The sequence below is a fragment of the Nonomuraea sp. B208 genome, assembly GCF_057536035.1.
The window spans coordinates 37,081-60,746 of sequence record NZ_BAAJOU010000024.1 but is presented as its reverse complement, the minus strand read 5'-3'; the positions used below and the strand labels follow the sequence as shown (position 1 = coordinate 60,746).

Below are 23,666 nucleotides of genomic sequence, written 5' to 3'. Positions count from 1 at the left end.
GGGGTAAGGCGACGGGCTCTCCACAAGCGTCCAGCCGCGCACCGAGAAACGGGAAAGCCCATGCACATCAGGAAATACGGGCAGGTCAGGAAGACAGGGGTGGCCGTCGGCGCCGCCGCCGCGATCCTCGCGTTCAGCACCGCGTGCGTCGCGCCCGGGTCGGAGACCGGCACGGCGAGCAGCGCGCCCGCCTCGCAGGCCGCCCAGGGCGCCGACGCGCAGAAGCGGATCGCCTTCTTCGGCTTCGCCCGTGCGAACGCCTTCGCCGTCGCCACGTGGAACGGCATCGAGGAGTACGCCAAGGCCAACAACGCCACGGCCGAGTTCTTCGACCCGAACTTCGACGCCCAGACGCAGGTCCAGCAGATCCAGGACGCGGTCACCAGCAAGCGGTTCGACGTGTTCATCGTGCAGGCCAACGACGGCGCGTCCGTGGTGCCGGCGCTCCGGCAGGCCGTCGCGGCCGGGATCACGGTGGTGGCCGAGTTCACGCCGGTCGGGACCGCGTACGACACGGCCGACTCGCAGGTCCCCGGCGTCATCACGCTCGTGGACGTGCCCGCCGACAACGGCAAGAAGCTCGGCGAGCTCGGCGTCGAGGCGTGCCGCAGCAAGAACCTCAACCCCTGCAAGGTCGCGTACCTGGAGGGCATGAAGTCGCTGCCCCTGGACAACGCCCGCACCGAGGCCGCGGTCAAGGCCCTGGAGGCGGCCGACGGCGTCGAGCTGGCCTCCCGGGTGGAGGGCGGCTACACGCAGGAGGGCGGGCGCAAGGCCATGCAGGACGTGCTGCAGGCCCAGCCGGACGTCAACGTCGTCATCGGCAGCTCCCAGGCCATCGCCGGCGCGGAGAGCGTGGTCAAGGGCAAGGGCGTGCTGCTCATCGGCAACGGCGGCTCCCGCCAGGCGGTCAAGGCCGTCCAGGACGGGCGCTGGTTCGCCACCTACTACCTGCCGGAGAAGAGCGCCGGCGCCAAGGCCGCCGAGCTCGGCCTGGCCAAGGCCCGCGGCCAGCAGGTGGAGGAGTCCAACAGCGAGACCGTGCTCGCGCCGAACGACGGCAAGGGCACCAAGGAGGCGCTGGCCGGCGTCGCCGGCGAGTACGACGAGTAGGAGGAGCCGCCGGTGAGGATCGACCTTGAGGGGTTCGGCAAGTCCTACGGCGGCGTGCCCGTCCTGCGGGACGTGTCGTTCACCCTGCACGGCGGCCGGGTGCACGGCCTGCTCGGCGAGAACGGCGCGGGCAAGTCCACGCTGCTCAAGGCGGTGTGCGGGGCGGTGGCCCCGGACACCGGCCGCATCCTGCTGGACGGCCGGCCCATCTCGGTCGGCTCGCCCAGGGACGCGCTGCGGCACGGGTTCACGCTCATCTCGCAGGAGCTGGCCCTGGTGCCGGCCATGACCGTGCTGGACAACGTGTATCTCGGCCGCTGGCGCAACCGGTTCGGCTGGCGCGACCGCCGCGCCGACCGGCGGCGCTTCGCCGAGCTGACCGAGCGGACCGGGTTCGAGCTGGACCCGTCCGCGCTGGTCAGGGACCTGCCGATCGCCGCGCAGCAGCAGGTCGAGGTGCTGCGCGCGCTGGCCTCCGGCGCGTCGGTCATCGGCATGGACGAGCCGACCGCGCTGCTGACCCAGAACGAGACCGAGCGCCTGCTGGAGGTCATCAGGCGCCTCGCGGCCGACGGCGCGGCCGTGGTGCTCATCTCGCACTTCCTTGATGAGGTGCTGTCGGTCTGCGACGACATCACGGTGCTGCGCGACGGCCGGCACATCAAGACCGGCCCGGCCGCCGAGCAGACGCCGCAGAGCCTGGTCGGCGACATGGTGGGCCGCCCCGTCGAGCTGCTCTACCCCGAGCCGCGGCCGGTGCCCGAGGACGCGCCGGTGCTGCTCAGCGCCCGTGGCCTGCGCCGCGGCACCGCCGTGCGCGACGTGTCGCTGGACATCCGGGCGGGCGAGATCGTCGGCATCGCCGGCCTGGTCGGCAGCGGCCGCTCCGAGACGCTGCGCGCGATCTTCGGCGCGGACGCGCCCGACGCGGGCGTGGTCGAGGTGGCCGGTCAGGCCGTGCCCGCGGGCTCCCCCGCCCGCGCGATGAAGGCCGGGCTCGCCATGGTGCCGGAGTCCCGCAAGGACCAGGGCCTCGTGCTCGGCCGCTCGGTCCGCGAGAATGTGGCGCTCGCCAGCCTCGGCAGCAGGCAGCGGGCCGGGTTCGTCAGGGGCGGGGCCGAGCGCGAGGCCGCCGGCGCCATGCTCGGCGGGCTCGACGTGCGCGGCTCCGACCTGGGCGGCCCCGTGTGGACGCTGTCGGGCGGCAACCAGCAGAAGGTGCTGTTCGGCAAGTGGCTCATGGACCGGCCCAAGGTCCTGATGGTGGACGAGCCGACCCGCGGTGTGGACGTGGGTGCCAAGGGCCAGATCCACCAGCTCCTGGTCGAGCTGGCCGCCGAGGGCATGGCGGTGCTGGTGGTCTCCTCCGAGGTCGAGGAGGTGCTGGGCCTGGCGCACCGGGTGCTCGTCATGCGGCACGGCCGCTTCGTCGGGGAGTTCGCGCGCGGCCGGGCCACCCCCGAGCAGGTCGTCGCGCTGGCCTTCGCCGACACCCCCGACACCGAACTTCCTGAGGAGAACCGATGACCGCCACCACCGCGGACGTCAAGGCGGACATGAAAGCCGCGCCCGGCCGCTCGGCCCGGCTGCGCGACCTGGGGATCGTGCTCGGCGTGGTCCTCATCATCGTGGTGCTGTCGGTCAGCACCTCGACGTTCCTCACCACGGGCAACCTGGTCAACCTGCTCGACCAGGCCGCCGTGGTGGGGCTGCTGGCCACCGCCGCCACCCTGGTGATCATCTCGGGGTCGTTCGACCTGTCGATCACCGCGGTGCTGGCCCTGTCGGCGATCGTCGCCGTCGCGGTCACGAACGTGGCCGGGGTCGGCCCCGGCATGATCGCCGGCGTGCTGGCCGGCGCGCTGCTCGGCACGATCAACGGCATCGTGGTCGTCCGGATCAAGGTGCACTCGTTCATCGCGACGCTGGCGCTCAGCATCATCTACCGGGGCGTGGCGGTGATCCTCACGGCCGGCGCGATCGTCTACCCGGCCGAGGACCGGGCCACCGCCTTCCAGGCGCTGAGCTGGCCGACCGTGCTCGGCGGGGTGACCGCCGCGTCGCTGCTGTTCCTCGCCGTGGTCGCGGTCTGCTGGATCCTGCTGGCCCGCACCACGTTCGGCCGCCGCGTGTACGCGATCGGCGGCAACGAGGAGGCCGCCCGGCTGTCCGGCATCAGGGTCGGGCAGATCAAGGTGGCGGTGTTCGCCATCAGCGGCGTGTGCGCGGCCCTCGGCGGGCTCATCCTGGCCGCCCGGGGCGGGTCGGCGCAGGCCAGCCTCGCCACCGGCATGGAGATGACCGCCATCGCCGCGGCCGTCGTCGGCGGCACCAGCGTCATGGGCGGCGAGGGCGCGATCTGGCGCGGCCTGATCGGCGTCCTGCTCATCACGCTGATCGGCAACGGCTTCAACCTGCTGGGCTGGGATACGATATATCAGCAGGTCGTACAGGGTGCGCTCATCCTCGGCGCGGTGAGCCTCGACCGGCTGCTGCGAGGCCGAAGGAGCTAGGTGGAGGGCGCGCGGATCGGGATCCTGCTGGGTGCGGGGCGCGCGCACGCCGCACTCGTCGGCGACGGCGAGACCCGCCACGCCACCGGTCCCAACGCGAGCGAGCGGGTCCTCGCCCGGATGCTGCGCGGTCTCGCGAACGGCGCCCGCGTCGGCTCCGTCACCTGGGACGTCTCCGCCGAGCTCGATCCCGCCCTGGCCGGCACGCCGGTCGCGGCCGTGCGCGTGGTGCCCCGGCTGCCCACGGGCGGGCTCGGCTCCGGTCACCCCTCCCCGCTGCTGCGGTCCCTGCAGGCGCGGCGGGGCGCGGTGATCGGCGGGCACGACCTGTTCGGCGTCGAGCTGGCGCCGCTCGACATCTACGCCGTCCTCGCCGAGGCCGCCGCGGCCCGCGACATCCCCGCGCTCGCGGTGACCGCGAGCGGCGCGCCGGGCTGCGCCGACCACGAACTGGCCGCCGCCGAGCTGGTCCACGACACCCGCCCCGAGGCGCGGGTGTCGCTGTCGCACCAGGTGGGCGGGCTGGGGCTGCTCGACAGGGAGGCCGCCACCGTCATCAACGCGGCGCTGCTGGCGCGGGCCGCCGAGCTGGCCGAGCGGTGCGTACGGGTGGGCGAGCTGGTCGGGCCGCAGGTGTCCACCTGGTTCGCGGCCGGCGACGGCGGGCGCATCTCGGCCGAACGGCTGCGGCTGCTGCCGGTGCTCGCGCTGGCCGCGTCGGAGGCGGCGGCGCTGACCGGCGCCGCCTGGCTGGCCGGCGCCGGCGACGCGCTGGTGGGGCTGGCCCTGCCGGACGCGCTCGCCGTGGGCCACGTCACGGGCGGCCTGCCCGAGGTGACCGTCGACCGGCCGGGGCCCGGCGGGGTGCGGATGGCGGTGCCGACCGCGTCGCTGACCCGCATCCCCGGCTCCCCCGCGGCCACGGCCGCCGCGTTCGCCCTGCTGGCCGAGCACGAACCCGACCAGGCGGTGGTGGCCGCCGGCTCCACCGGCGAGGCGGCCGTACGGGCACGGGCGGTCGCCGCCCGGCTGCCCGCGCCGGGGCGGCTGGTGCTGCCCGGCGGCGAGCTCGCGGCCATCGGCGCGGCCTGCACCGAGCCGACGGCCTGGCTCGACACCGTCGTCTACGCCGAGTCGCGCGAGGAGCTCGACCGCCAGCGCGGCATCGCCGAGCAGCGCGCGCTGACGCTGGTCGCCGAGAGCGGCGCCCGCCTCGGCAGCGAGCGCGTGGTCAGCTCGCGGGCGGTGTCGATGTCGTTCCTGCGCAGCGGCTCCTACCGGCTGATGGTCCGCGCGGGCGGCGAGGCGGGCGAGGAGACGTGAGCGAGCGGCTGATCACCGCCGCCGACGTGCCCGCGCTGCTCGCCGGGGCGGAGTTCTTCTCCACCAGCGCGGCGGGCGAGGGCATCGACTTCGCCGGCGTCTGGCTCGGCGACATCCTGGCCCACACCGGTCCCGTACGCCTGGTCGCGGCCGGCGACCTCGACCCCGCCACCGTCTGCGCCGCCATCGGCGGCATGGGCTCCACCACCGCCATGGCCGAGCTGCCGCCCTCCGGCGCCGAGCCCGAGGCGCTGGCGCGCAGCCTGGAGGGCCGGTGCGGGCCGCTCGGCGCGGTGCTGCCGCTCAACGCCGCCAGCGTCAACGCGCTGTTCCCGGTGGCGGCGGCGGCGCTGCTCGGGCTGCCGCTCATCGACTGCGACGGCATGGGGCGGGTGTTCCCGCTCATCCACCAGACGACGTTCGAGCTGGCCGGGCTGTCGCTGGCGCCCATGGCGGCGGTCAGCGCGGGCGACGACTCGCTGCTGCTGGAGACCGGGTCGGCGCGGGCCGAACGGCTGGCGCGGGTCGTCGCGCAGAGCGCCGGCGGGTGGCTGCTGTGCGCGCTCTACCCGACGCGGGTGGGCGAGCTGGCGGGGGCGGCGATCCCGGGCTCGATGAGCCGGGTGCTGGAGGTCGGCCGCGTCCTGCTCGCCCACGCCCCCGGCCGCCCCGCCTGGGCCGGCGGCCCGGCGTGGACCGGCGGCCCGGCCCATCCACCCGGCCGCCCCGGCTGGACCGACGGCCCACCCCACCCGCCCGGCCGCCCCGGCTGGACCGACGGCCCACCCCACCCGCCCGGCCGCCCCGGCTGGACCGACGGCCCACCCCACCCGCCCGGCCCACCCTGGGAGACCGGGGAGGCGGGGGCGTTCCAGGAGGGCGGGCCGGGGCAGCGGGGGGTCGTGGCGCCGCACGAGCGGCTGCTGGCCGAGCTGACCGCCGTCACCGGCGCGAGCGTGCTCGGCGGCGGGCGGCTGGTCGAGATCGGGCCCTCGGTGCGCCAGGCCGCCGCGCTCTTCCCCGGCAACCCGGTGGGCCTGGCCGTGCACGACCACGACAGCGGCCGGCTGATCCGCATCGAGGCGCACAACGAGCTGATCCTCGCCCTGTCGGACGGCTCGCTGGCGGCGGCCGTGCCCGACCTGCTGTGCCTGCTGGACCGGGGCACGCTGCGCATGACCGGCCCCGGCAGGCTGACCGCGGGCGACCTGGTGGACGTGCTGGTCGTGCCCGCCGCGCCGCTCTGGCACACGATCCCCGGCCTGGCGCTCGGCGGCCCCGGCGCGTTCGGCTTCCCGCTGCGGCACCCGAAGGAGGCAGGCCGATGAGCAGCGTACGCGCCCCGCGCGTCGCCGAGCAGCTCACCGTGGACGAGCTGGTCAGGTACGGCCCGCTGGGCCGCGCCCAGATGCTGGTCGGCGAGGACCTCGGCCGGCGGGTGTCCCGCGTGGCGCTGGTGTCGGAGCTGGACCAGATCCGCTCGCACGGACCGGGAACGGTCGTCGTGCTGTCGGCCACGCTCGGCCACGGCGCCTGGATGGTGGAGTCGGCGCTCCGCCTGGCATGGGAGCGCAGCGCGTCCTGCCTGGTCAGCCCGGCCGAGGCGGGGCCGACGTCGGCGACGGCTCAGCTCGCCACGCGGATGCGGCTGCCGGTGTTCGCGGTGGGCGAGGATCCGGCCGCGTACGCGCTGGAGCTGGCCGCCGTGGTCGCCAGCCCCGAGGCGGCGCGGGCCCGGCTCGCGGCCCGCTGCGCGGAGCTGTTCGCCGAGCGCAGCAGCCCGCGCGGGATCCTCGGCGTGATCAACGCGGAGGTGCCCGGCGTGACGGCGGCGCTGCTGCTGCCGGACGGCCACCTGCTGGCCGGGCAGTCGGCGGCGGCGCGGGCCGAGCACCAGGTGCGGGTGGAGGTCCCCGGCCCGGACGGCCGCCGCTGGGCCGATCTCGTCGCCGGCCTGGCCGCTTCCCCGGCCCCGGCGTGGGCGGAGAGCGTACGGCTTATCCTGCGCCTGGCCCGCGCCCCGCTCACGACGTCGGTGGCGCGGGAGCGGGTGAGCGCCGTCTACGGCGCCGAGCAGGCGCGGGCCGCGCTGACGGCGCTGTTCGCCCGGCCGGGGCACGCGGTGGAGGCCGAGCCTGGTGTGGACCTGCCGGGCTGGCGGCTGGAGGGGCGGCACGTGGCGGTGTTCCTGCGTACCGATCCCGCGCTGGAGGGCGCCGGCCTGTCGCCGGGCGTGGTGTCGGCCTGGCAGGAGGTGCTGCCCGACCTGCCGCTCGCCCCGTGGCAGGACGGCTGGGCGAGCTGGTGGACCGAGCCGGAGATCGAGTCCGGCCAGGTCGCGGCGGCGTTGCGCAGGCACCTGGCCAGGATGCGCGTGCCGGTGCCGCTCAGCGCGGGCGTGGGCCGGGCCGCCGAGGGCGGCGAGGGGCTGCGCGCCTCGCTGGAGCAGGCGGTGCTGGCCGCGGGCGCGACGGTCCGGCTCGGGCACGGCGAGGTGCGCACGTTCGACGAGCTCGGCTACCGGGCGCTGCTCGGCACGCTGGGCCAGGCGGAGCTGGCCGCGTCGGCGCGGCTGGTGCTGGCCGACCTGCTGGCCGCGCCGGACGGGCCGGTGCTGGTGGTGACGCTGGCCGCGGTGCTCGACTGCGGCGGCTCGACCGGGCGCGCGGCGGCGCGCCTCGGCCTGCACCGCAACACGGTGCTCGGCCGCGTGGAGCGCATCCGCGCCCGGGGCGTCGACTTCGACCACCCCGACCAGCGGCTCGCACTCCACCTGGCCTGCTACGCGCTCCTGCCCGAGCTCCAGAACGGCCAGCAGGCGGCAACCCAGCAGCCGTAGGCCGACCGGCAGACAGGCCCGTCGGCAGAGGCCGGTCGGTCGGGGCGCGGACCGCCTGCCGATCGGCGCAGACCCGCGCCGGGTCGGGGTGCGGACCGCGTGCCGATCGGCGCAGACCCGTGCGCGGACCCGCCGACGGACCGGCGCGCAGAACGGCGACGGCCGGCCCCGGAGCGCGATGCTCCGGGGCCGGCCGCCGCTCCGCCGGTCAGGCGGAGAAGGAGTAGACCTCGCCGGCCCGTGTGGCCGAGACCTGGCCGTCGAGCACGTCGGCCCGGACCGCCTCGGCGTCGCGCTCGGCCGGGTCGCCGAAGCCGCCGCCGCCACCGGTCTTGCAGAGGATGACGTCGCCCTTCTTCAGCTTCATGCCGTTGCACTTCAGCAGGCGGCGCTCGTCCTCCCTGCCCGGGTTGATGATGATCTCCGGCGGAGTGGCGTCGTGGCCGCCGAACAGGCCCCAGGCGGGCGTCAGCGACCGCTCGAACCACAGCGACACCGTGCAGTCGTGCAGCGCGGTGTACTCGCGGACCACGCCGTTGCCGCCGCGGAAGCGGCCGGCGCCGCCGGAGTCGGGGCGGATGGCGTACTCGCTGATCCGGAACGGGTAACGGGTCTCGAACACCTCGACCGGGATGTCCTTGAGCGAGCCGTTCACGTTGTTGATCAGCGCGGTCTCGCCGTCGGAGCCGTCCCAGGCGCCCCAGCCGCCGAGCGTGGCCTCCAGACTGACGTAGTCGCGCTTGGTGCGCGGGTCCGTGCCGGCCAGCAGGACGATCATCGAGTCGCCGTGGCTGGCCCCGGCGACCTTGTCCGGCATGGCGGGAGCGAGCGCCTTGGCGACCATGTCGATGAGCAGGCCGAGGTGCGAGAAGTACCACTGGCAGGCGGCCGGCGCCACCGCGCCGAACACCGACCCCTCCCTGACCTGGACGGTCATCGGGCGGAACGAGCCGCCGTTGCCGGGCACGTCGGGGCTGACCAGCAGCTTGTAGCCGACCCGGCAGGCCGAGACGGTCTGCGAGACGCCGCAGTTGACCGGGCCGACGGTCTGGTCGGCGGAGTCGCGGACGTCGAAGTCGATCTCCGAGCCGGACACCGTGATCTTCAGCCGGATCGGGATCGTCGTGTCCAGGTCGATGCCGTCGTTGTCGAGGCAGCCCTCGGCCTCGTACACGCCGTCGGGGATGGCCGCGATGACCTCGCGCTCCAGGCGCTCGGTCTGGGCGAAGATCTCGTCGCGGGCGGCGCGGAGGGTGTCCAGGCCCCACCGGCGCACGATCTCCTCCAGGCGGGCCTGGCCCATCTTGATCGTGGCGATCATGGCGTGCATGTCGCCGCTGGTCTGGTACGGGAAGCGCACGTTCGTGGCGATCGTGCTCATCGCGCCGTGGACGTCCACGCCGCCCTCGACCAGCTTCTGCGGCGCGAGCCGCAGGCCCTCCTGGAAGATGTTGACCGAGTCCATGGAGCCGCCGGGGTCCTTGGAGCCGACGTCGATCCAGTGGGCGCGGGTGGCGGTGAAGCCGACCAGCTCCTCGTCCACGAAGACGGGGCCGAAGATGGTCACGTCGTTGAGGTGGGTGCCGCCGAGGTAGCTGTCGTTGAGGATCCACACGTCGCCCGGCTGCCACACCTCCCGCCCGAACTGCTCCTCGGTGGCCTTGGTGCAGGTCTCCAGGTTGCCCAGGAAGATCGGCAGGCCGGCGGACTGGCCGAGGACCTGGTGCTGGTCGTCCAGCAGGGCCACGACGCAGTCGCCGCACTCGTAGATGATGGGGGTGTACGCCGAGCGGATGAGCGTGGCGTTCATGTCGTCGGCCGCGGCGGCGAGCGCGTTGCGGATGATCTCGACGACGACCGGGTCGACGGTCTGGGCGTCGGCGGTCTGGGCGGGGGTGGTCACTGCTCCTCCTCGGTGTTGCGAACGACCAGCGAGCCGATGGGGTCGACCGACACCGAGAAGCCGGGCGGGACGACCGTGGTGGCGGTGCTCTCCACGATGATCGCCGGACCCTCGAAGGAGTGGCCGGCGGACAGCGCCTCGCGGCGCACCAGGATGGTCGGGCGGGCCTGCCCGTCGAAGACGACCTCGCGCGTCTCGTGCGCGAAGTCCGGCCCCTGCGCCTCCCCGACCTGCTCGGCGGCGCCGCGGCCGAGGTCGCCGAAGGCGGTGGTGCGCAGCGTCACGAACTCGATGGGCGCGCCCAGGTTGGCGTGGCCGTAGCGGGTCTCGTGCTGCTGGGCGAAGCGCTTGGCGATGACCTCGACGAAGCCCTCGGCGGCCGGCTCGTCGGCGTCGGTCAGCGGCACGGTGAGCGTGTACTCCTGGGCCGCGTAGCGGATGTCCACGGCGTGCTCGACGCGGCGGTTCTCCTCCGGGACGCCCTCGCCGGCCAGCGAGGCGAGGCCCTCCTCGGCCATGCCGCGCAGCCTGGCGGCCATGTCCGCGCCGTCGAGGTCGGCGTCGAGGTGGAAGTAGGTGTCGGAGAAGTCCTTGCGGATGTCGGTCTGCAGCATGCCCCAGGCGGAGAACGCGCCGGGGAAGCGCGGCACCACGACCTCCTTGATGCCCAGCTCGCGGGCGAGGAAGACGGCGTGCATCGGACCGGCGCCGCCGAAGGCGACGAGCGTGAACTCGCGCGGCTCGATGCCCCGCGAGACGGTGATCGTCCTGATGGCCTGGGCCATCTTGGCGTTGGCGACGTCGCAGACGCCCTCGGCGATGGCGAGGGTGTCCAGGCCGAGGCCCTGGCCGACGGTGTCGAGCGCGCGGCGGGCCGCCTCGGTGTCGAGGTCCAGCGTGCCGCCGGCGAACCAGTCGGGGTCGATGCGGCCGAGCACGAGGTTGGCGTCGGTCACGGTCGGCTCGGTGCCGCCGCGGCCGTAGCAGGCCGGGCCGGGGGTCGCGCCGGCCGAACGCGGTCCGACGCGCAGGCCGCCCGCCTCCAGCCAGGCTACCGAGCCGCCGCCGGCGCCGATGGTGTGGATGTTGACGACGCTCATGAGCATCGGCAGGCCCTCGATGTTGGCCTCGGGCGAGATGTCCGGCTGGCCGTCGATGACCAGCGACACGTCGAACGAGGTGCCGCCCATGTCCACGCCGATGAGGTTGGGCCGGCCGATGGCGCGGGCCAGCTCGACGCCGCCCATGGCGCCGCCGACGGGGCCGGACAGCAGCGTCTGCAGCGGGCGGCGGCGGGCCGACTCCGCGGTCAGGATGCCGCCGGAGGACTGCATCACGTGCATCGGCACGGTGAGGCCGCGCTCCTTGAGGTTCGCCTCGAGGCGCTCCAGGTAGCGGCGCACGACCGGGCCCGTGTACGCCTCGACCACGGCGGAGGAGGTGCGCTCGTACTCGCGCCATTCCTTGGCGGCCTCGTGCGACAGCGACACCGTCACCTCGGAGCCCAGCTCCTCCAGCAGGATCTCCCTGGTGCGCAGCTCGTGCGCCGGGTCCAGGTAGCTGAACAGGTAGGCCACCGCGATCGCGCCGAACCCGCCCTCGCGGTAGCGGCGGGCGGCCTCGCGCACCGCCTGCTCGTCCAGCGGCTCCAGCTCCTCGCCCGCGGCGTCGAACCGGCCGCCGATCTCCACGATGTCGCGCTTCGGCACCAGCGGCTCGGGCTTGCGGAAGTGCAGGTCGTACAGGCGGGTACGGGGGCCACGGGCGATGTGGTACGTGTCGCCCGCTCCCTTGGAGGCCAGCAGCAGCACCTTGACCCCGCGCCGTTCGAGGAAGGCGTTGAGTCCCTGGGTGGTGCCGTGCACGGTGAACGAGATGTCACGGGGGGAGTCCACCAAGGACTCCAGCGCGGTCAGCACACCCCTCGTCAGATCGTCGGGCGTGGTGGACGACTTGCCGACATGGTAGCGGCCGGTCGTCTCGTCGTACCCGATGACGTCGGTGAACGTGCCGCCGATATCCATGGAGACCCGGTATCGGCTCATGAGCGAGCTCCTCTCTAGCAAGGCGGTGACGCGACCGTAGCCCGGTCACGGTCGCCGCGGGTGTGCGCGGCGACCACTCCCCCGGCGGTTCACCGTGCCCGGGGCCCTGTCGGGGGGTGCGGGGCTGCGGCAGACTGGCGCGGCAGCCGAGCCGAGACGGGGGGAGACGCGCGTGGCCGGGCCGCCGTACCTGGGAGACGAGCAGATCCGGCGCATGTTGCCGATGGAACACGCGGTGATGGCGCTGGAGGCGGCCTTCCGCGCGGGACCGCCCGGTCCCGACGCGCCCGCCGCCCGCGCCGGGCTGGGGGGCGGCGAGCTGGTGCTGTCGGCGGGCGAGCGCGGCCGGTGGGCCGCCGCCCGCCTGACCGCCGCCCCCGCGTCCCGCCCCCTCCCCTCCCCTGAACCCGGGCCCGGGGACGACGCGGTGTTCGTCGTGTTCGACGCGGCCGGGCTGCGGCCGCGGCTGCTGCTCGACGCGCGGGCGCTCGCCGTGCTGCGGGCGGCGGCGGTGAGCGCGCTCGCGACCCGGCACCTCGCCCAGGCCGACGCCCGGCGGCTGGTGGTGCTCGGGACGGGCGCCGACGCCCGCGCACACGTACGGGCCATGCTCGCGGTACGCCAGCCCGACGAGGTGCGCGTCGTCGGCCCGGACGCCCGCCGGGCCCGCCGCCTGGCCGAGGAGCTGGACGCCGAGCACGGCGCGAAGGTCGTCCCCGGCGACCCTGACGACGTGGCCGAGGCGGACATCGTGTGCGTCTGCCTGCCCGGCCCGCTGTTCCCGGGACCGGCTCCCGGGCCGGGGTCGCACGTCAACGTGATCGGCGGCCGGACACCGGAGCCCGGGAGCCCGCGGCCGTACGTGGTGGGCGAGCACGCGGGGATGCCCGGCTGCGACACCGACCTGCACCACGTGCTCACCGGCGAGGGCACACCGCCGCCCGGCGCGCCGACGTTGTTCACCTCCTCGGGGCTGATCGCCGAGGATCTGGTCCTGGCCGCGGAGCTGGCCGCCAAACTCGGCTGAACCCGGGCGTCGCCGCCCGCGTACCCTCCTACATGCGCATCAGGATGACCACGGCGGCCCTGCTGACGACCCTGCTGACGGCGGCGGCCGGGTGCGCCGCGGCCGGCGCCGATCCGGGCTACTCGCAGGCCGACGTGCGCTTCAACCAGCAGATGATCACCCATCACCGTGAGACGATCCACCTCGCCGGGCTGGCCGTCGAGCGCGGCACCGGCGCGTACGTACGGGAACTCGGCGCCGAGCTCATCCCGAAGGAGCAAGCCGACATCAAGGCGATGTCCGACTGGCTCACGTCCTGGGACCAGCCCGTGCCGAAGGAGGAGACCTCGACGGCGGGCGCCGAGCTGAAGGCCGGGCCGGGCTTCGACCGGGGCTGGCTGACGCTGGTGTCCAAGCATCTCGAACACGGCATCCACATGGCCGAGGAGGTCAAGGCGGGCGGCGTGCACGGGCCGACGCACGAGCTGGCCGACCGCATCGTCAAGGCGCAGACCGAGGAGATCGCGAAGATCGCCGGACACCTGGACTGAGCCACCTGGGCTGAGAGCCCCCTTCTGACAACGATTCCCACGTCTGTGCCACGCGGTCGTAAGATCGTCCGCGCGCCTCGCCCCGGGGGCTCGACGTGAGGAGTGAACCGTATGGAACGCAGACGTTTTCTCGCCCTGGCCGGCGCCGCCGGCCTGGCCGCCGCCGGGTCCGCGAGCCCGGCGCTGGCGGCGAGCTACCCCTTCTACGACGCGGGCGTCACCGCCGAGGCGCACGCGAAGCTGGGCGAGCTGGCGCCGTACGGGGTGACGGCGTTCGCGTTCACGCCGTCAGGCGGCTGGGTGGTCGTCACCGACACGGGCCGCTACTTCGCCCGCGGCATCCCCGACCCTTGCTTCAACGAGCTGAAGTCGCTGCTCATGGCGGGCCGGCGGATCCGCTGCGTGGCCTTCCCGCCCGAGGGCGGCGACCGCTGGGTGATCACCACCGACAAGGGCGTGTCGGCGCGCGGCCTGCCGGCGGCCTGCCTGGACCGGATCAAGTCCTACTACGCCGCCGGGCAGCAGGTCGTGGACGTGGCGTTCCCGCCCGCGGGCGGCGACCGGTGGGTGGTGACCGCCGCGAACGCCTTCTACGCCAAGGGCGTGGACGACGAGTGCTACCAGATGATGCGCAACCTCACCCAGGGCGGCCGCAAGCTGACCCGGGTCGCTTTCCCGAAGGCGGGCGGCTGGGTGGTGGTCGCGCAGGACGAGTACTTCGCGCGCGGCATCCCCGACGCCTGCTTCACCAGGATGGGGACGCTCGCGGGCGGCGGCTGGCAGGTGCACACCGTGGCGTTCGCGCCGGGCGGCGGCTGGGTGCTGAGCACCCGCGGCAAGGCGCCCGCGCTGCCCGCCGACAAGGTGCGCCAGGTCGAGAACAAGGTCGGCGGCGCGACGCTCTGGCAGCGCATGAGCGCCTACCACACGCCGGGCGTCACGGTCGCCGTGGTCGTCGGCAACAAGATCGCCTGGTCCACCGGCTACGGCCGGCTGGAGGCGGGCGGCGCGGCGGCCGCCCATCCGGAGAGCGCGTTCCAGGCCGCCTCGATCAGCAAGGCGGTGACGGCTCTCGGCGTGCTGCGCCTCGCGCAGACCGGCGGCCCGGCCCTGAGCGCCGACGTCCGCCCGCACCTCGGCTGGACGCTGCCGCAGCGCGACTGCGTGACCTCCACCGCGGTCCCGACGATCGACCGGCTGCTCGCCCATCGGGCCGGCGTCGTCGGGCGCGGCTCGACCTCGCCGACCGGCGCCTGCTCCGGGTTCGCCTCCGGCGGCGGCGGCTTCGCCGGCTACGGCCCCGACGCCACCGTGCCGACGCTGCTGCAGGTCATGAACGGCGAGGGCAACTCGCCGAAGATCGAGCTGACCACCACACCCGGCGCCGAGTACCACTACTCCGGCGCGGGCTTCGTGCTGCTGCAGCGCATGCTGGAGCAGCGGACCGGCGGGACGCTGGCGGACTACATGCAGAGGGAGGTGTTCGCGCCGCTCGGCATGACGACCAGCTCGTACGCCCTCACGCCCGCCTTCGAGCTGGCCTCCGGCCACACCGCGACCGGCGCCGTGATCCCCGGCAAGCGCAACCGCTACCCCGAGTCGGCCGCTGCCGGCCTCTACACGAACGTCCTCGACCTGTGCCGGCTGGTGTCCTGGCTCAACCGGGCCTACACCGCCTCCGGCGACATCGCCGGCCCGCTCAGCAGGGCGTCGGTGCGCACGCTGCTGTCGGAGGGCCCGCAGCCGGGCATGGGGCGGGGGCTGTTCCTCGCGGGCGCGGGGACCGACGGCTTCTCCTACAGCCACGACGGCTCGAACTACGGCTTCCGCTCGCTGTTCCAGGGCTATCCGAAGCTCGGGGCGGGGTTCGCCGTCCTCGCCAACGGCAGCGACGCCGGCCTGGTGAACGAGATCGCCGCCGCGATCAAGAAGGTCTACGGCTGGCCGTAGGAGGCCCGGCGGACGCCGAGGGCGGCCACCACGGCGGCCCCGGCGCACACGACCGCCGTGACGAGCGCGGCCGTGTGGACGCCGTTCATGAACGCCTGGTGCGCGCCCTCGGTGACGGCCGCCCGCAGCTGGGCGGGCATGTCCGGCGTCACCGGGGCGACCCCCATCGCGACCGCGTCCTCGGCCGCGCGAAACCCCTCCGCGCCGGGGACGCCGGCCGCGGCGAGCTCGCCGGTGAGGGTGCCGGAGACCCGGCTGCCGATCAGCGAGACCAGCACCAAGGTGCCGAGCGCGCCGCCGATCTGGAGCGCGGTGCTCTGCAGGCCGCCCGCGACGCCGCCGTCCCTGACGGGCGCGTTGCCGACGATGGCCTCGGAGGAGGCGGCCATGACCATGCCGACGCCGAGGCCGAAGGCGACGAACGGCGGCCACATGGCGTGGTAGGACGAACCGGCCGACAGCAGGGCCAGCCCGGTGGCTGCGGCGGCCTGCAGCAGCATGCCGAGCGGCATCGACACCCGCGCGCCGAAACGCCCGGTGACGGCGGCGCCGAGCGGCGCGGCCACGACGGAGGCGACGCTCAGGGGCAGCGTGTGGACGCCGGCCTCCACGGGGCTGAGACCGCGGACGTTCTGCAGATAGAGCATGAGGTAGAAGATCGAGCCGAGCAGCGCGAAGAAGTTGATCGCGGTGATGACGGCGCCGATCGTCAGCGTCGGGTTGCGGAAGAGCCGCATCGGCAGCAGCGGGTGCTCGCGGCGGGTCTCGTACCAGCAGAAGAGGGCCAGCACGAGCAGGCCGGCCAGGCCGCAGCCGAGCGTCCTCGCGTCGGTCCAGCCCCACGTCTCGCCCTTGACGACGGCGAAGACGACGGCGACCAGCCCGGCGGCGAGCAGCAGCACGCCGCCGGCGTCGAAGCGGTGGTGGCCGGTGGAGGTCCTGGTCTGCGGCAGGACGAGGGCCGAGACGACCAGGGCGAGCAGGCCGATGGGGGCGTTGATGAAGAAGACCGACTCCCAGGAGACGTGCTCGACGAGCAGCCCGCCCACGATCGGGCCGAGCGCGGTCGAGACCGAGGAGACCATGGCCCAGATGCCGACGGCCATGCCGAACCTGCGGGGCGGGAACACCGCGCGCAGCGTGCCGAGCGTGTTCGGCATGAGCAGCGCGCCGAAGAAGCCCTGCAGCGCGCGGAAGGCGATGACGCCCGCGATGGAGCCGGACAGTCCGATCGCGACCGACGCGAGCGTGAACCCGGCCACGCCGATCAGGTAGTACGTGCGGCGGCCGTAGCGGTCGCCGAGCTTGCCGCCCAGGATGAGGGCGGCGGCGAGGGCGAGCAGGTAGGAGTTGGTGACCCACTGCAGGTCGGCGGTGGTGGCGCCGAGGTCCCTGCCGATCTCGGGGTTGGCGATCGACACGACGGAGCCGTCGAGGCCGACCATGAACAGGCCGAACGCGACGGCGACGAGGCTCCACCACGGGTTGGCGCGCACGCCCCGGGGCGGCGGGCTGTGGGCGGGCGTGGTGACGGTGCCGGTCTGGTGTGCGGACATGCGGAGCTTGGTCCCTGTCTCTTGTGGAACGTTCCAATCAGGCCTTTTGAGCGCGGCCCGGCTGGGTCAGGAGGGTTTCTGGATGAGGCCGGCCAGGCGGCGCAGGGCGGGCAGCGCGGCGGCGATAGCGGCCCGGTCGTCCTCGCCCAGCGAGCCGAACGCGCGCAGCACGTAGCCGGTGAACAGGTCGTGGGCCTCCTCCACGCGCCGCCGCGCCTCGTCGGTGAGGTGCAGGTGGAGCACCCGCCGGTCGGCCGGGTCGCGCTCGCGGCGCAGCAGCCCGGCCGCCGTCATCTGGGTGATCATGGCGCTGGCGTTGCTGGTCTTCATGAGCAGGGCCTCGGCGAGCTCACGGACCGTGATGCCGTCCCGCTCCCGCACCAGGCGCAACGCGGCGAGCTGGACCTCCGGCGGTTTGGGGTGCGGGAAGTCCAGCTCGATGCGCCGGTCGAGGGCGCGGTGCAGCAGAGGGATGACCTCCACCACCCCGTTCGCCGTCGGCGCGGCCGGTGCGGAGGGTGACATGCCCTCCATAATACCTATGCGAGCATAGCTATTCGCCGGAGGCGGTGGCCGGCACGGGAGCGCGGACGCCGCTGATCACGACGCCGCTCGCCGGGCGGGCGGGGACCCTGCGCAGCGAGATGCCGAGATCCTGCGGCGGGACGTCGTGGTCGAGCCGCGCCAGCCGGACCACCAGCTCCCGCAGCAGCGTGACGGTGATGTCCTCGCCGGGGCAGCGGTGCCCGGTGCGCGGGTCGCCGCCGCCCTGCGGGATCAGCTCGAAGGGGTCCATCGGGCGGCCGAGGAAACGTTCGGGGCGGAAGGAGTAGGGCTCGGGCCACAGGTCCGGGTCGTGGTTCTGGCCGTACACGTCGAGCAGCACGAGCGTGCCCTCGGGGATCTCGTGGCCGCGCCAGGTCAGGTCGCGCGCCGCGCGCCCGCCGACGAACGGCGCGAACGGGTAGAAGCGCCGCACCTCGTGCGCGAACGCCTCGGCGAACTCCTCGTCACCCGTACGCAGCCGCGCCCGGTGCTCGGGCCAGCGGTGCAGCGCGTGGGCCGCGTACGCGACGAACCAACAGACGGCCACCGTGGGCCGGATGAAGTTGAGCAGCTCCACCGCGGCCAGGTGCGGGTCGAGGCGCTCGCCGTGGGCGTCCGTGTGCCGGGCGACCGCGGCCAGCGCCGAGCCGGTGGGCGCGTGGATCGCGCCGCGCCGCACGTCCTCCAGCAGCTTCGTCAGCCGGGCCTCCTGCCGGTCGCGGGCCCGGCGGGCGCGCCAGTGGCGCGGCCCGAGCGTGGCGAAGCCGTCCACCATGGCCACGCAGTCGTCGGCCAGCTCGTCGGCCTCGCCAGGGGACATCGTGACGCCGGCCCAGGCGGTGACGGCCCGGCCGAGCACGCGGGCGGCCTCGTCGAAGAGCACGACCGGTTCGCCGCCGGCCGCCCAGCCGGCCGCGGCCTCGTCCCAGGCGGCGGCGGTGCGCCGGCGGAGGTCGGCGATGCCCGCGGGCGTCATGAGCGACAGGAACATCGCCTTGCGGACCCGGTGGTCGGCGCCGTCCAGGGTGTGGACCGGCCCGTGGCCGAACAGTGTGCTCTGCACGAGGCCGGGGAGAGCGCCGTGGCGGAGCACGTGGTCCTCGTCGTAGAGGAAGCGGGCGGCGTCGGGGCCGCACAGGCCGGTCGCGCGGCGGCCCAGGACGCGGGTGCGGGCCACGCCGTCCGGGGCTTCGCGGCGGCGTGCGGGGAGCCAGCCGTAACCTTCAAGGAGCATGAGTGGGGTGTTGTCGAGCGGCATCGCCCCCAGGTTCCCTTTCCGGCGGGGCCGAAACGGCCGGGCGGGGTGATCCGGGCCGTCAGGCCGCGCTCAGCCGGCGGCTCATGAACAGCTCCAGCCGGGTGCGGCCGCCGGGGTGGTCGAGCCGCACGCGATCGCACACGCGCTGGATGATCCGCAGCCCGAGGCCGCCGTGACCGGGCCGGCGCGGCGCGGCGCGCAGGTGCTCGGCGGTGAGGGCGCCCGCCTCGTCCGCGACGTGCACGGTGACGCCGTCGGCGTCGCTGCGCAGGCTCACGGTGCCGGGGGCGCGGGCGTGCTCCAGGACGTTCCCCGCCGCCTCGCTGACCGCGAGCACCAGCAGGTCGGCACGTGAGCGCTCCAGCCCGGCCCGTACGGCGAACGCGCGCACCAGCTCGCGCAGCGGGGCCAGGTCCTCGCCGAGCGGAGTGTGCACGGCTTCGGCGGGACGGAGCGATGTGAGCACGAAAGACACGCAGGCACAGTGCCCACATCGTCGGCTTTCAAGCGGACTGGCCCAAGTTTCTTGTGATTCGTCGCACCAAGGCCCGCAGGGGTTGGTGAGATGTACCGGAATTGACAGCTCTGTTTCACTACTCCGTCCAATTCACAGAATGACCTTCGGGGATCATCGTTGAGCCGCGGGTCATCACCATCGATCGGAAACTCGGCACCCCCCACTCACCCCCCTCGCCCGAGGAGTCCCCTCATGTCCCGACGTGTCCTCGCCATGCTCGCCGCCGTCGCCCTGCTGTTATCCGTCTCCCCGCCCGCCCACGCCGCCGCCCAGAACGACGTCTACGTGGCGCTCGGCGACTCGGCCGCGGCGGGCCCGCTCATCCCCGACCAGGTGCTGCCCGAGCTGGGCTGCTGGCGCTCCACCCGCAACTACGCGCACCTGACCGCCCAGGCCATCGGCGCCCGCACGCTGCGCGACGTCACCTGCTCCGGCGCCAAGACCACGCACATGTACCAGTCGCAGAGCACCGACCTCGGCTCGGTCGCGCCGCAGCTCAACGCCGTCACCGCGGACACCACGCTGGTCACCGTGCAGATCGGCGCCAACGACGTCGGACTGACCGGCTTCATCGAGGACTGCCTCAACCTGCTGCCGCCGCCCGTCGGCGACGCCTGCAACGACGACTACATCGTCGACGGCCAGGACAGCTGGCGGGTCAAGACCGACGCGCTGCGTCCCAAGCTGACCCAGCTCGCCGGCGACATCCGCGCCCGCGCCCCGCAGGCCCGGATCTTCGTGGTCGGCTATGCGACGTACGCCCCGCCCAACGGCTGCTATCCGCGCGTCCCGATCATCAAGGCCGACGCCAACTACATCCGCGCCACCCTGCAGTACTTCAACCAGATGCTCGCCGAGCAGGCCGCCGCGGCCGGCGTCGGCTTCATCGACCTGCAGACCCCGAGCGTCGGCCACGACCCGTGCACCCCGCCGGGGACCCGCTGGATCGAGCCGTACGTGCCGGCCTCGGCCGCGACCCCCTTCCACCCGAACGCGCTCGGCATGCGCGGCTTCGCCGCCGTCGTCACCGCCGCCGTCTCGGGCGCCTGACCCCGTGAATACGGGGCCACGGGCGCTCAGTGGCAGCCCGTGGCCCCGAACGCCAGGAACCGGGTGACCTCCTCCTGGCTGAAGTTGTCGTCGGAGCCGACGACCAGCGTGCACTCGCCGTTCGCCAGCTGCGGCCCCCAGGCCAGACCCTCGTAGTTCTGGACCTGCGGGGCCGCCTCGCCGAGATCGAGGACGAGCCGCTTGACCACCGGCCGGTACGCCCGCCCGTCGGCCAGGGAGCGCCGGCGAAGGACGTCGGTCGCGCCGCGCAGGTCGAACTCGTACAGCCGGGCGCGGTAGCCGACGCCCTGGATCCAGGACCGTTCGAGCGCGAGGTAGCGCAGGTCGTCCACGGCCAGGATCTCCGACACGCCGCTGTCGGCGTCGCCGGTCGGCGGGACGGGCGCGGCGGGCAGCGCGTCGAGCGGGTAGACGTACTGGCCGCGCGGCCTGCCGTCGCGGCTCCACACGGTGACCCGGGCGGGCGCGCCGCTCTCGGCGGTGGGCGGCGGGCCGTCCTCGTAGCGGGGGCCCTCGGTGACGGCGGTGACCACGCGGGGCGTGACGGCGAGGCCCTCGAAGCCGAAGTTGCGCCGCGGGCCGCGTTCGGCGCGGGTCAGCCGCAGGCCGCGCGGCAGCGGGAACGCGCCGAGGTGGCGGCCCTGCCGGTCCATGGCGCGGACGGCGGGCTGGGAGAGCGGGATGCCGGGGTTGCGGTCGTCGGGCCGGTCGCCCTCGTCGCCCCACAGCAGCCGGCCGTTCCAGCGGTCGAACCTGATCGACTCGGGGTCGGCGGACTCGGGCTTGCCGTAGCCGGGGTAGGGCGTGCCGTCGGCGCGGGTGAGCGTGGTGACGCCGGTCAGCCGTACGCCGCGGAACTCGCCCGTGACGCGGTCGATGTGCAGGCGGCCGGTGTAGAAGCGGGCGGGGTTGTAGCGCCAGCGGTCGTCGGAGATGAAGTACCAGGTGCCGGTGCGGGGGTCGTGGTCGATGCCGGACAGGCCGCCCACCGTCGTGCCGTCCAGGCGGGTCAGATGCGGCAGGGTCCGCTCGCCGAGGAAGCGGGTGACGCGCACCGGCTCGCGCCGTCCGGCCGCCGACGCCGGCGGCGCCGAGAACGCCGCCGCCACCACCAGAATGACGGCGACCGCCATTGTCCGTCGCATCCGAACCATTTATTCCCCCCATCAAGAATTGGCGATGACGGGGAAATGAAATCGCGAATCCGGCGGGAAGTCCATGCAGGTGGAAGCGGCGAACGCCCTTAATGTGCGACATTTCACGAGAAACAAAAAACCGTGCGGCGACGAGTCTCCTCGCCGCCGCACGGAATCCACGCGCCCGCCCGCCGCACCGGACCACGCGCGGTCTGCCCGGAGTCCGCCCCGCGGACCGCCCGAGGTCCGGCGCGCGGACCGCCCGATGTCCGGCGCGCGGACCGCCCGAGGTCCGGCGCGCGGACCGTGCGGAGTCTGCCGCGCGGAGCCCGCCGGGTTACGCCGCCGGGACCGTGCGGGCGCGGGCCAGGCTCTCGCCCCATTCCCTGGCCCGGTCCAGCTCGCCGGGGACGAGCGGGCCCAGGGTGCCCTCGACGTAGAAGCTGCGCGCCGGGCAGGCCAGCCGTACCCCGGCCCGGCGCAGCCGCCTCGCGACGCCCTGCGCGGCCGAGCCCGGCATGCGCGGCCTGGCGACCCGCGTGTCGAAGGCCGCCGCGTCGAGGGCGGCCGACGAGGTGCGCAGCGCCGCCAGCCACTCGCGCACCCCGCGTCCCCCGGAGACCAGCGGGCCGCCCTCGGCCTGCTGGGCGGCGGACTGCCGGGTCGAGACCCTGCTCAGCCCGAACGCGTGCGTCGGCCCGCCCACGACCAGCAGGCCCACGTCCGCGCCCACCACGTCGGGGGCGGTGGCGACCTCGGCCACCTCGGCCCGCAGGGCGCCCGCCAGCCCTTCGGCGATCGACTCGGCGACCGCCTTCGTGTTGCCGTACATCGACTCGTACACCACCAGCGCGTACATGCGCCCTTCCTCCCTCAGCTCTCCCGCGGAAGCACCGGTTCGAGGTGGAACATGCCGGTCATCACCTCGCCCGCCGTACTCTTCTGACGGGTACGGCGGCCCGCCACGGCGGCGACCACGTCGGAGGCGGTGATGAGCCCGACCAGCCCGTGCTCGCCCACCACCGGCAAGGCGTCACAGCCGGAGTCGGCCAGGATCGCCGCCACCCGTGGCAGCGGCGTGCCGGGCCGCACCCGCGGCCGGCGCTCGCCCGTCAGCACCGCGCCCACCTGGCGCCCCGACTGCTCCCACGGCCCGCCGGACCAGGAGGCCGCGAGGTCCTCGCGGCTCAGCACCCCGAGCAGGTGCCCGCCGGACACGACGGGGAGATGGTGCACGTCGGCGCGGCGCATCAGCTCCCACGCCATCAGCGGCGACTCCTCCGGCTTGACGACGACCAGGATCCGGCTCATGACCTGCTCGGCCACCAGGGTCTCGACGCTCATGACACTCCTCCAGCGGCTCGCCTTCCCCTTTCATCGTGGCGTCACGGGGCGGGCCGCACCCGGGGACGAAGTCCCTGGATCGGGGTGCCGTTGGTCCTTTACTCCCGTGGGGCGGTGGCGACGACGGCGGTGGCGTCCAGCTCGTCGGAGCCGGTGACGCGGGCGGTCAGACCGGCCTCCTCGGCGGCGCGGGCGGTGGCCTCGGCCTGGCGTTCGCTGGTCTCGATCAGCAGGTGGCCGCCGGGGGCCAGCCAGCCGGGCGCGCCGGCGATCACGCGGCGGATCACGTCGAGGCCGTCGTGGCCGCCGTCGAGCGCGGTCAGCGGCTCGTACAGGCGGGCCTCCGGGGGCAGCAGCCCGACGGAGGCGGACGGCACGTACGGCGGGCTGGCGATCAGCAGGTCCACCCGGCCGCGCAGCGTCGCGGGCAGCGGCTCGTACAGGTCGCCCTCATGGACGGAGGCGCCGGGCAGGTTGCGCCGGGCGCACCGCACGGCGGCGGGATCGAGGTCGGCCGCGTGCAGCTCGACCGGCCCGGCCAGCCCGGCGGCCAGGGCGGCGCCCATCGCGCCCGTGCCGCAGCACAGGTCGAGGACGACCGGCGTGCCGGGAAGCTCCCCGGCCAGGGCGACGGCCTGCCCGATGAGGAACCCGGTACGGGGCCGCGGCACGAACACCCCCGGCTCGACGGCCAGCCGGAGCCCGCAGAACTCCGCCCAGCCCAGCACGTGCTCCAGCGGCTGCCCGGAGACGCGGCGCTCGGCCATCGCCTCGACCTCGTCAGGAGTGCGGGCGGCGGCGAGGATGAGCTCCGCCTCGTCCTCGGCGAACACGCACCCGGCGGCCCTGAGCCGCGCGACGAGACCGGGAACGGCCTCCTTGGACGACAAATAACCCGACATGGGCGACTTTCCTATCAGATGCCGGTCATGTCACCGCGACCCGTCCCCCCACAGAGCCGGTCCCGCCTGCCACCAGCATGACGTGCTCCCGGG

Annotated in this window: 20 protein-coding genes; 10 read left to right on the top strand and 10 right to left on the bottom strand. The window is 74.5% G+C overall.

From position 1 onward, the window contains the following. The first annotated feature begins 60 nt into the window (after positions 1–60). From AC27IY_RS26305 to AC27IY_RS26280, 6 genes are read left to right on the top strand one after another with little or no spacing between them, the layout of a single operon-like run. On the top strand, positions 61–1,113 hold the full coding sequence (locus AC27IY_RS26305; protein WP_423448584.1) for a sugar ABC transporter substrate-binding protein: 1,053 nt from the start codon (positions 61–63) through the stop codon (positions 1,111–1,113). A gap of 12 nt (positions 1,114–1,125) precedes the next feature. After that, positions 1,126–2,640 (top strand): sugar ABC transporter ATP-binding protein, encoded by a 1,515-nt coding sequence (locus tag AC27IY_RS26300; RefSeq protein ID WP_449952042.1) that lies wholly within the window; start codon positions 1,126–1,128, stop codon positions 2,638–2,640. Then, on the top strand, positions 2,637–3,626 hold the full coding sequence (locus AC27IY_RS26295) for an ABC transporter permease (protein WP_487179468.1): 990 nt from the start codon (positions 2,637–2,639) through the stop codon (positions 3,624–3,626). Before AC27IY_RS26300 ends, AC27IY_RS26295 begins: the two co-directional genes overlap by 4 nt. Beyond that, entirely contained in the window at positions 3,627–4,949 is a 1,323-nt protein-coding gene (locus tag AC27IY_RS26290; protein ID WP_423448588.1) for a hypothetical protein, read from the top strand. After that, positions 4,946–6,277 (top strand): S-methyl thiohydantoin desulfurase domain-containing protein, encoded by a 1,332-nt coding sequence (locus tag AC27IY_RS26285; RefSeq protein ID WP_487179467.1) that lies wholly within the window; start codon positions 4,946–4,948, stop codon positions 6,275–6,277. The genes AC27IY_RS26290 and AC27IY_RS26285 overlap by 4 nt, the downstream gene beginning before the upstream one ends. Beyond that, positions 6,274–7,788, top strand: coding sequence for a PucR family transcriptional regulator (locus AC27IY_RS26280; protein ID WP_487179466.1), 1,515 nt, complete (start codon positions 6,274–6,276; stop codon positions 7,786–7,788). Before AC27IY_RS26285 ends, AC27IY_RS26280 begins: the two co-directional genes overlap by 4 nt. Positions 7,789–7,996: 208 nt before the next feature. Here AC27IY_RS26280 and AC27IY_RS26275 read toward each other — a convergent pair whose 3' ends face one another. Next, positions 7,997–9,691, bottom strand: coding sequence for a hydantoinase B/oxoprolinase family protein (locus AC27IY_RS26275; protein WP_344215198.1), 1,695 nt, complete (start codon positions 9,689–9,691; stop codon positions 7,997–7,999). Further along, positions 9,688–11,736, bottom strand: coding sequence for a hydantoinase/oxoprolinase family protein (locus AC27IY_RS26270; RefSeq protein WP_423448592.1), 2,049 nt, complete (start codon positions 11,734–11,736; stop codon positions 9,688–9,690). Before AC27IY_RS26270 ends, AC27IY_RS26275 begins: the two co-directional genes overlap by 4 nt. Before the next feature lie 172 nt (positions 11,737–11,908). On the opposite strand from AC27IY_RS26270, the gene AC27IY_RS26265 reads away from it, so the two are divergent. The 3 genes from AC27IY_RS26265 to AC27IY_RS26255 all read left to right on the top strand — a co-directional run bounded on the left by AC27IY_RS26265 (position 11,909) and on the right by AC27IY_RS26255 (position 15,243). Beyond that, entirely contained in the window at positions 11,909–12,763 is an 855-nt protein-coding gene (locus AC27IY_RS26265) for a hypothetical protein (protein ID WP_487179465.1), read from the top strand. Positions 12,764–12,795: 32 nt separating this feature from the next. After that, on the top strand, positions 12,796–13,293 hold the full coding sequence (locus tag AC27IY_RS26260) for a DUF305 domain-containing protein (protein ID WP_487179464.1): 498 nt from the start codon (positions 12,796–12,798) through the stop codon (positions 13,291–13,293). 111 nt (positions 13,294–13,404) lie between these two features. After that, on the top strand, positions 13,405–15,243 hold the full coding sequence (locus AC27IY_RS26255; protein WP_487179463.1) for a serine hydrolase: 1,839 nt from the start codon (positions 13,405–13,407) through the stop codon (positions 15,241–15,243). On the opposite strand, the gene AC27IY_RS26250 is transcribed toward AC27IY_RS26255, so the two are convergent. The 4 genes from AC27IY_RS26250 to AC27IY_RS26235 all read right to left on the bottom strand — a co-directional run bounded on the left by AC27IY_RS26250 (position 15,228) and on the right by AC27IY_RS26235 (position 19,078). After that, complete coding sequence (locus tag AC27IY_RS26250) at positions 15,228–16,799, bottom strand: MFS transporter (RefSeq protein ID WP_487179461.1); 1,572 nt, start codon at positions 16,797–16,799, stop codon at positions 15,228–15,230. The genes AC27IY_RS26255 and AC27IY_RS26250 overlap by 16 nt on opposite strands. A gap of 66 nt (positions 16,800–16,865) precedes the next feature. Continuing rightward, a complete protein-coding gene (locus AC27IY_RS26245) occupies positions 16,866–17,324 on the bottom strand; it encodes a MarR family winged helix-turn-helix transcriptional regulator (protein WP_344215210.1) in 459 nt (152 codons plus the stop codon). A gap of 28 nt (positions 17,325–17,352) precedes the next feature. Beyond that, the gene (locus AC27IY_RS26240) at positions 17,353–18,579 is read right to left on the bottom strand and encodes a cytochrome P450 (RefSeq protein WP_423448601.1); all 1,227 of its coding nucleotides are present in this window, start codon (positions 18,577–18,579) and stop codon (positions 17,353–17,355) included. An 82-nt stretch (positions 18,580–18,661) separates the two neighbouring features. Beyond that, entirely contained in the window at positions 18,662–19,078 is a 417-nt protein-coding gene (locus tag AC27IY_RS26235) for an ATP-binding protein (protein WP_344215214.1), read from the bottom strand. A 234-nt stretch (positions 19,079–19,312) separates the two neighbouring features. Between AC27IY_RS26235 and AC27IY_RS26230 the strand changes: the two genes are divergently transcribed. Beyond that, on the top strand, positions 19,313–20,170 hold the full coding sequence (locus AC27IY_RS26230) for an SGNH/GDSL hydrolase family protein (RefSeq protein WP_423448604.1): 858 nt from the start codon (positions 19,313–19,315) through the stop codon (positions 20,168–20,170). A 26-nt stretch (positions 20,171–20,196) separates the two neighbouring features. Here the strand turns inward: AC27IY_RS26230 and AC27IY_RS26225 are convergent, their stop codons facing one another. From AC27IY_RS26225 to AC27IY_RS26210, 4 genes are all read right to left on the bottom strand, one after another. Further along, on the bottom strand, positions 20,197–21,336 hold the full coding sequence (locus AC27IY_RS26225; RefSeq protein WP_487179460.1) for an esterase-like activity of phytase family protein: 1,140 nt from the start codon (positions 21,334–21,336) through the stop codon (positions 20,197–20,199). A 328-nt stretch (positions 21,337–21,664) separates the two neighbouring features. Further along, a complete protein-coding gene (locus AC27IY_RS26220) occupies positions 21,665–22,186 on the bottom strand; it encodes a flavodoxin family protein (protein ID WP_364452455.1) in 522 nt (173 codons plus the stop codon). A gap of 14 nt (positions 22,187–22,200) precedes the next feature. Continuing rightward, positions 22,201–22,671 carry a CBS domain-containing protein gene (locus tag AC27IY_RS26215; protein WP_487179459.1) on the bottom strand — a complete coding sequence of 157 codons (471 nt, stop codon included), beginning with the start codon at positions 22,669–22,671 and terminating at the stop codon, positions 22,201–22,203. Between the two features lie 98 nt (positions 22,672–22,769). After that, the gene (locus tag AC27IY_RS26210; RefSeq protein ID WP_487179458.1) at positions 22,770–23,573 is read right to left on the bottom strand and encodes a putative protein N(5)-glutamine methyltransferase; all 804 of its coding nucleotides are present in this window, start codon (positions 23,571–23,573) and stop codon (positions 22,770–22,772) included. Positions 23,574–23,666 lie beyond the last annotated feature (93 nt).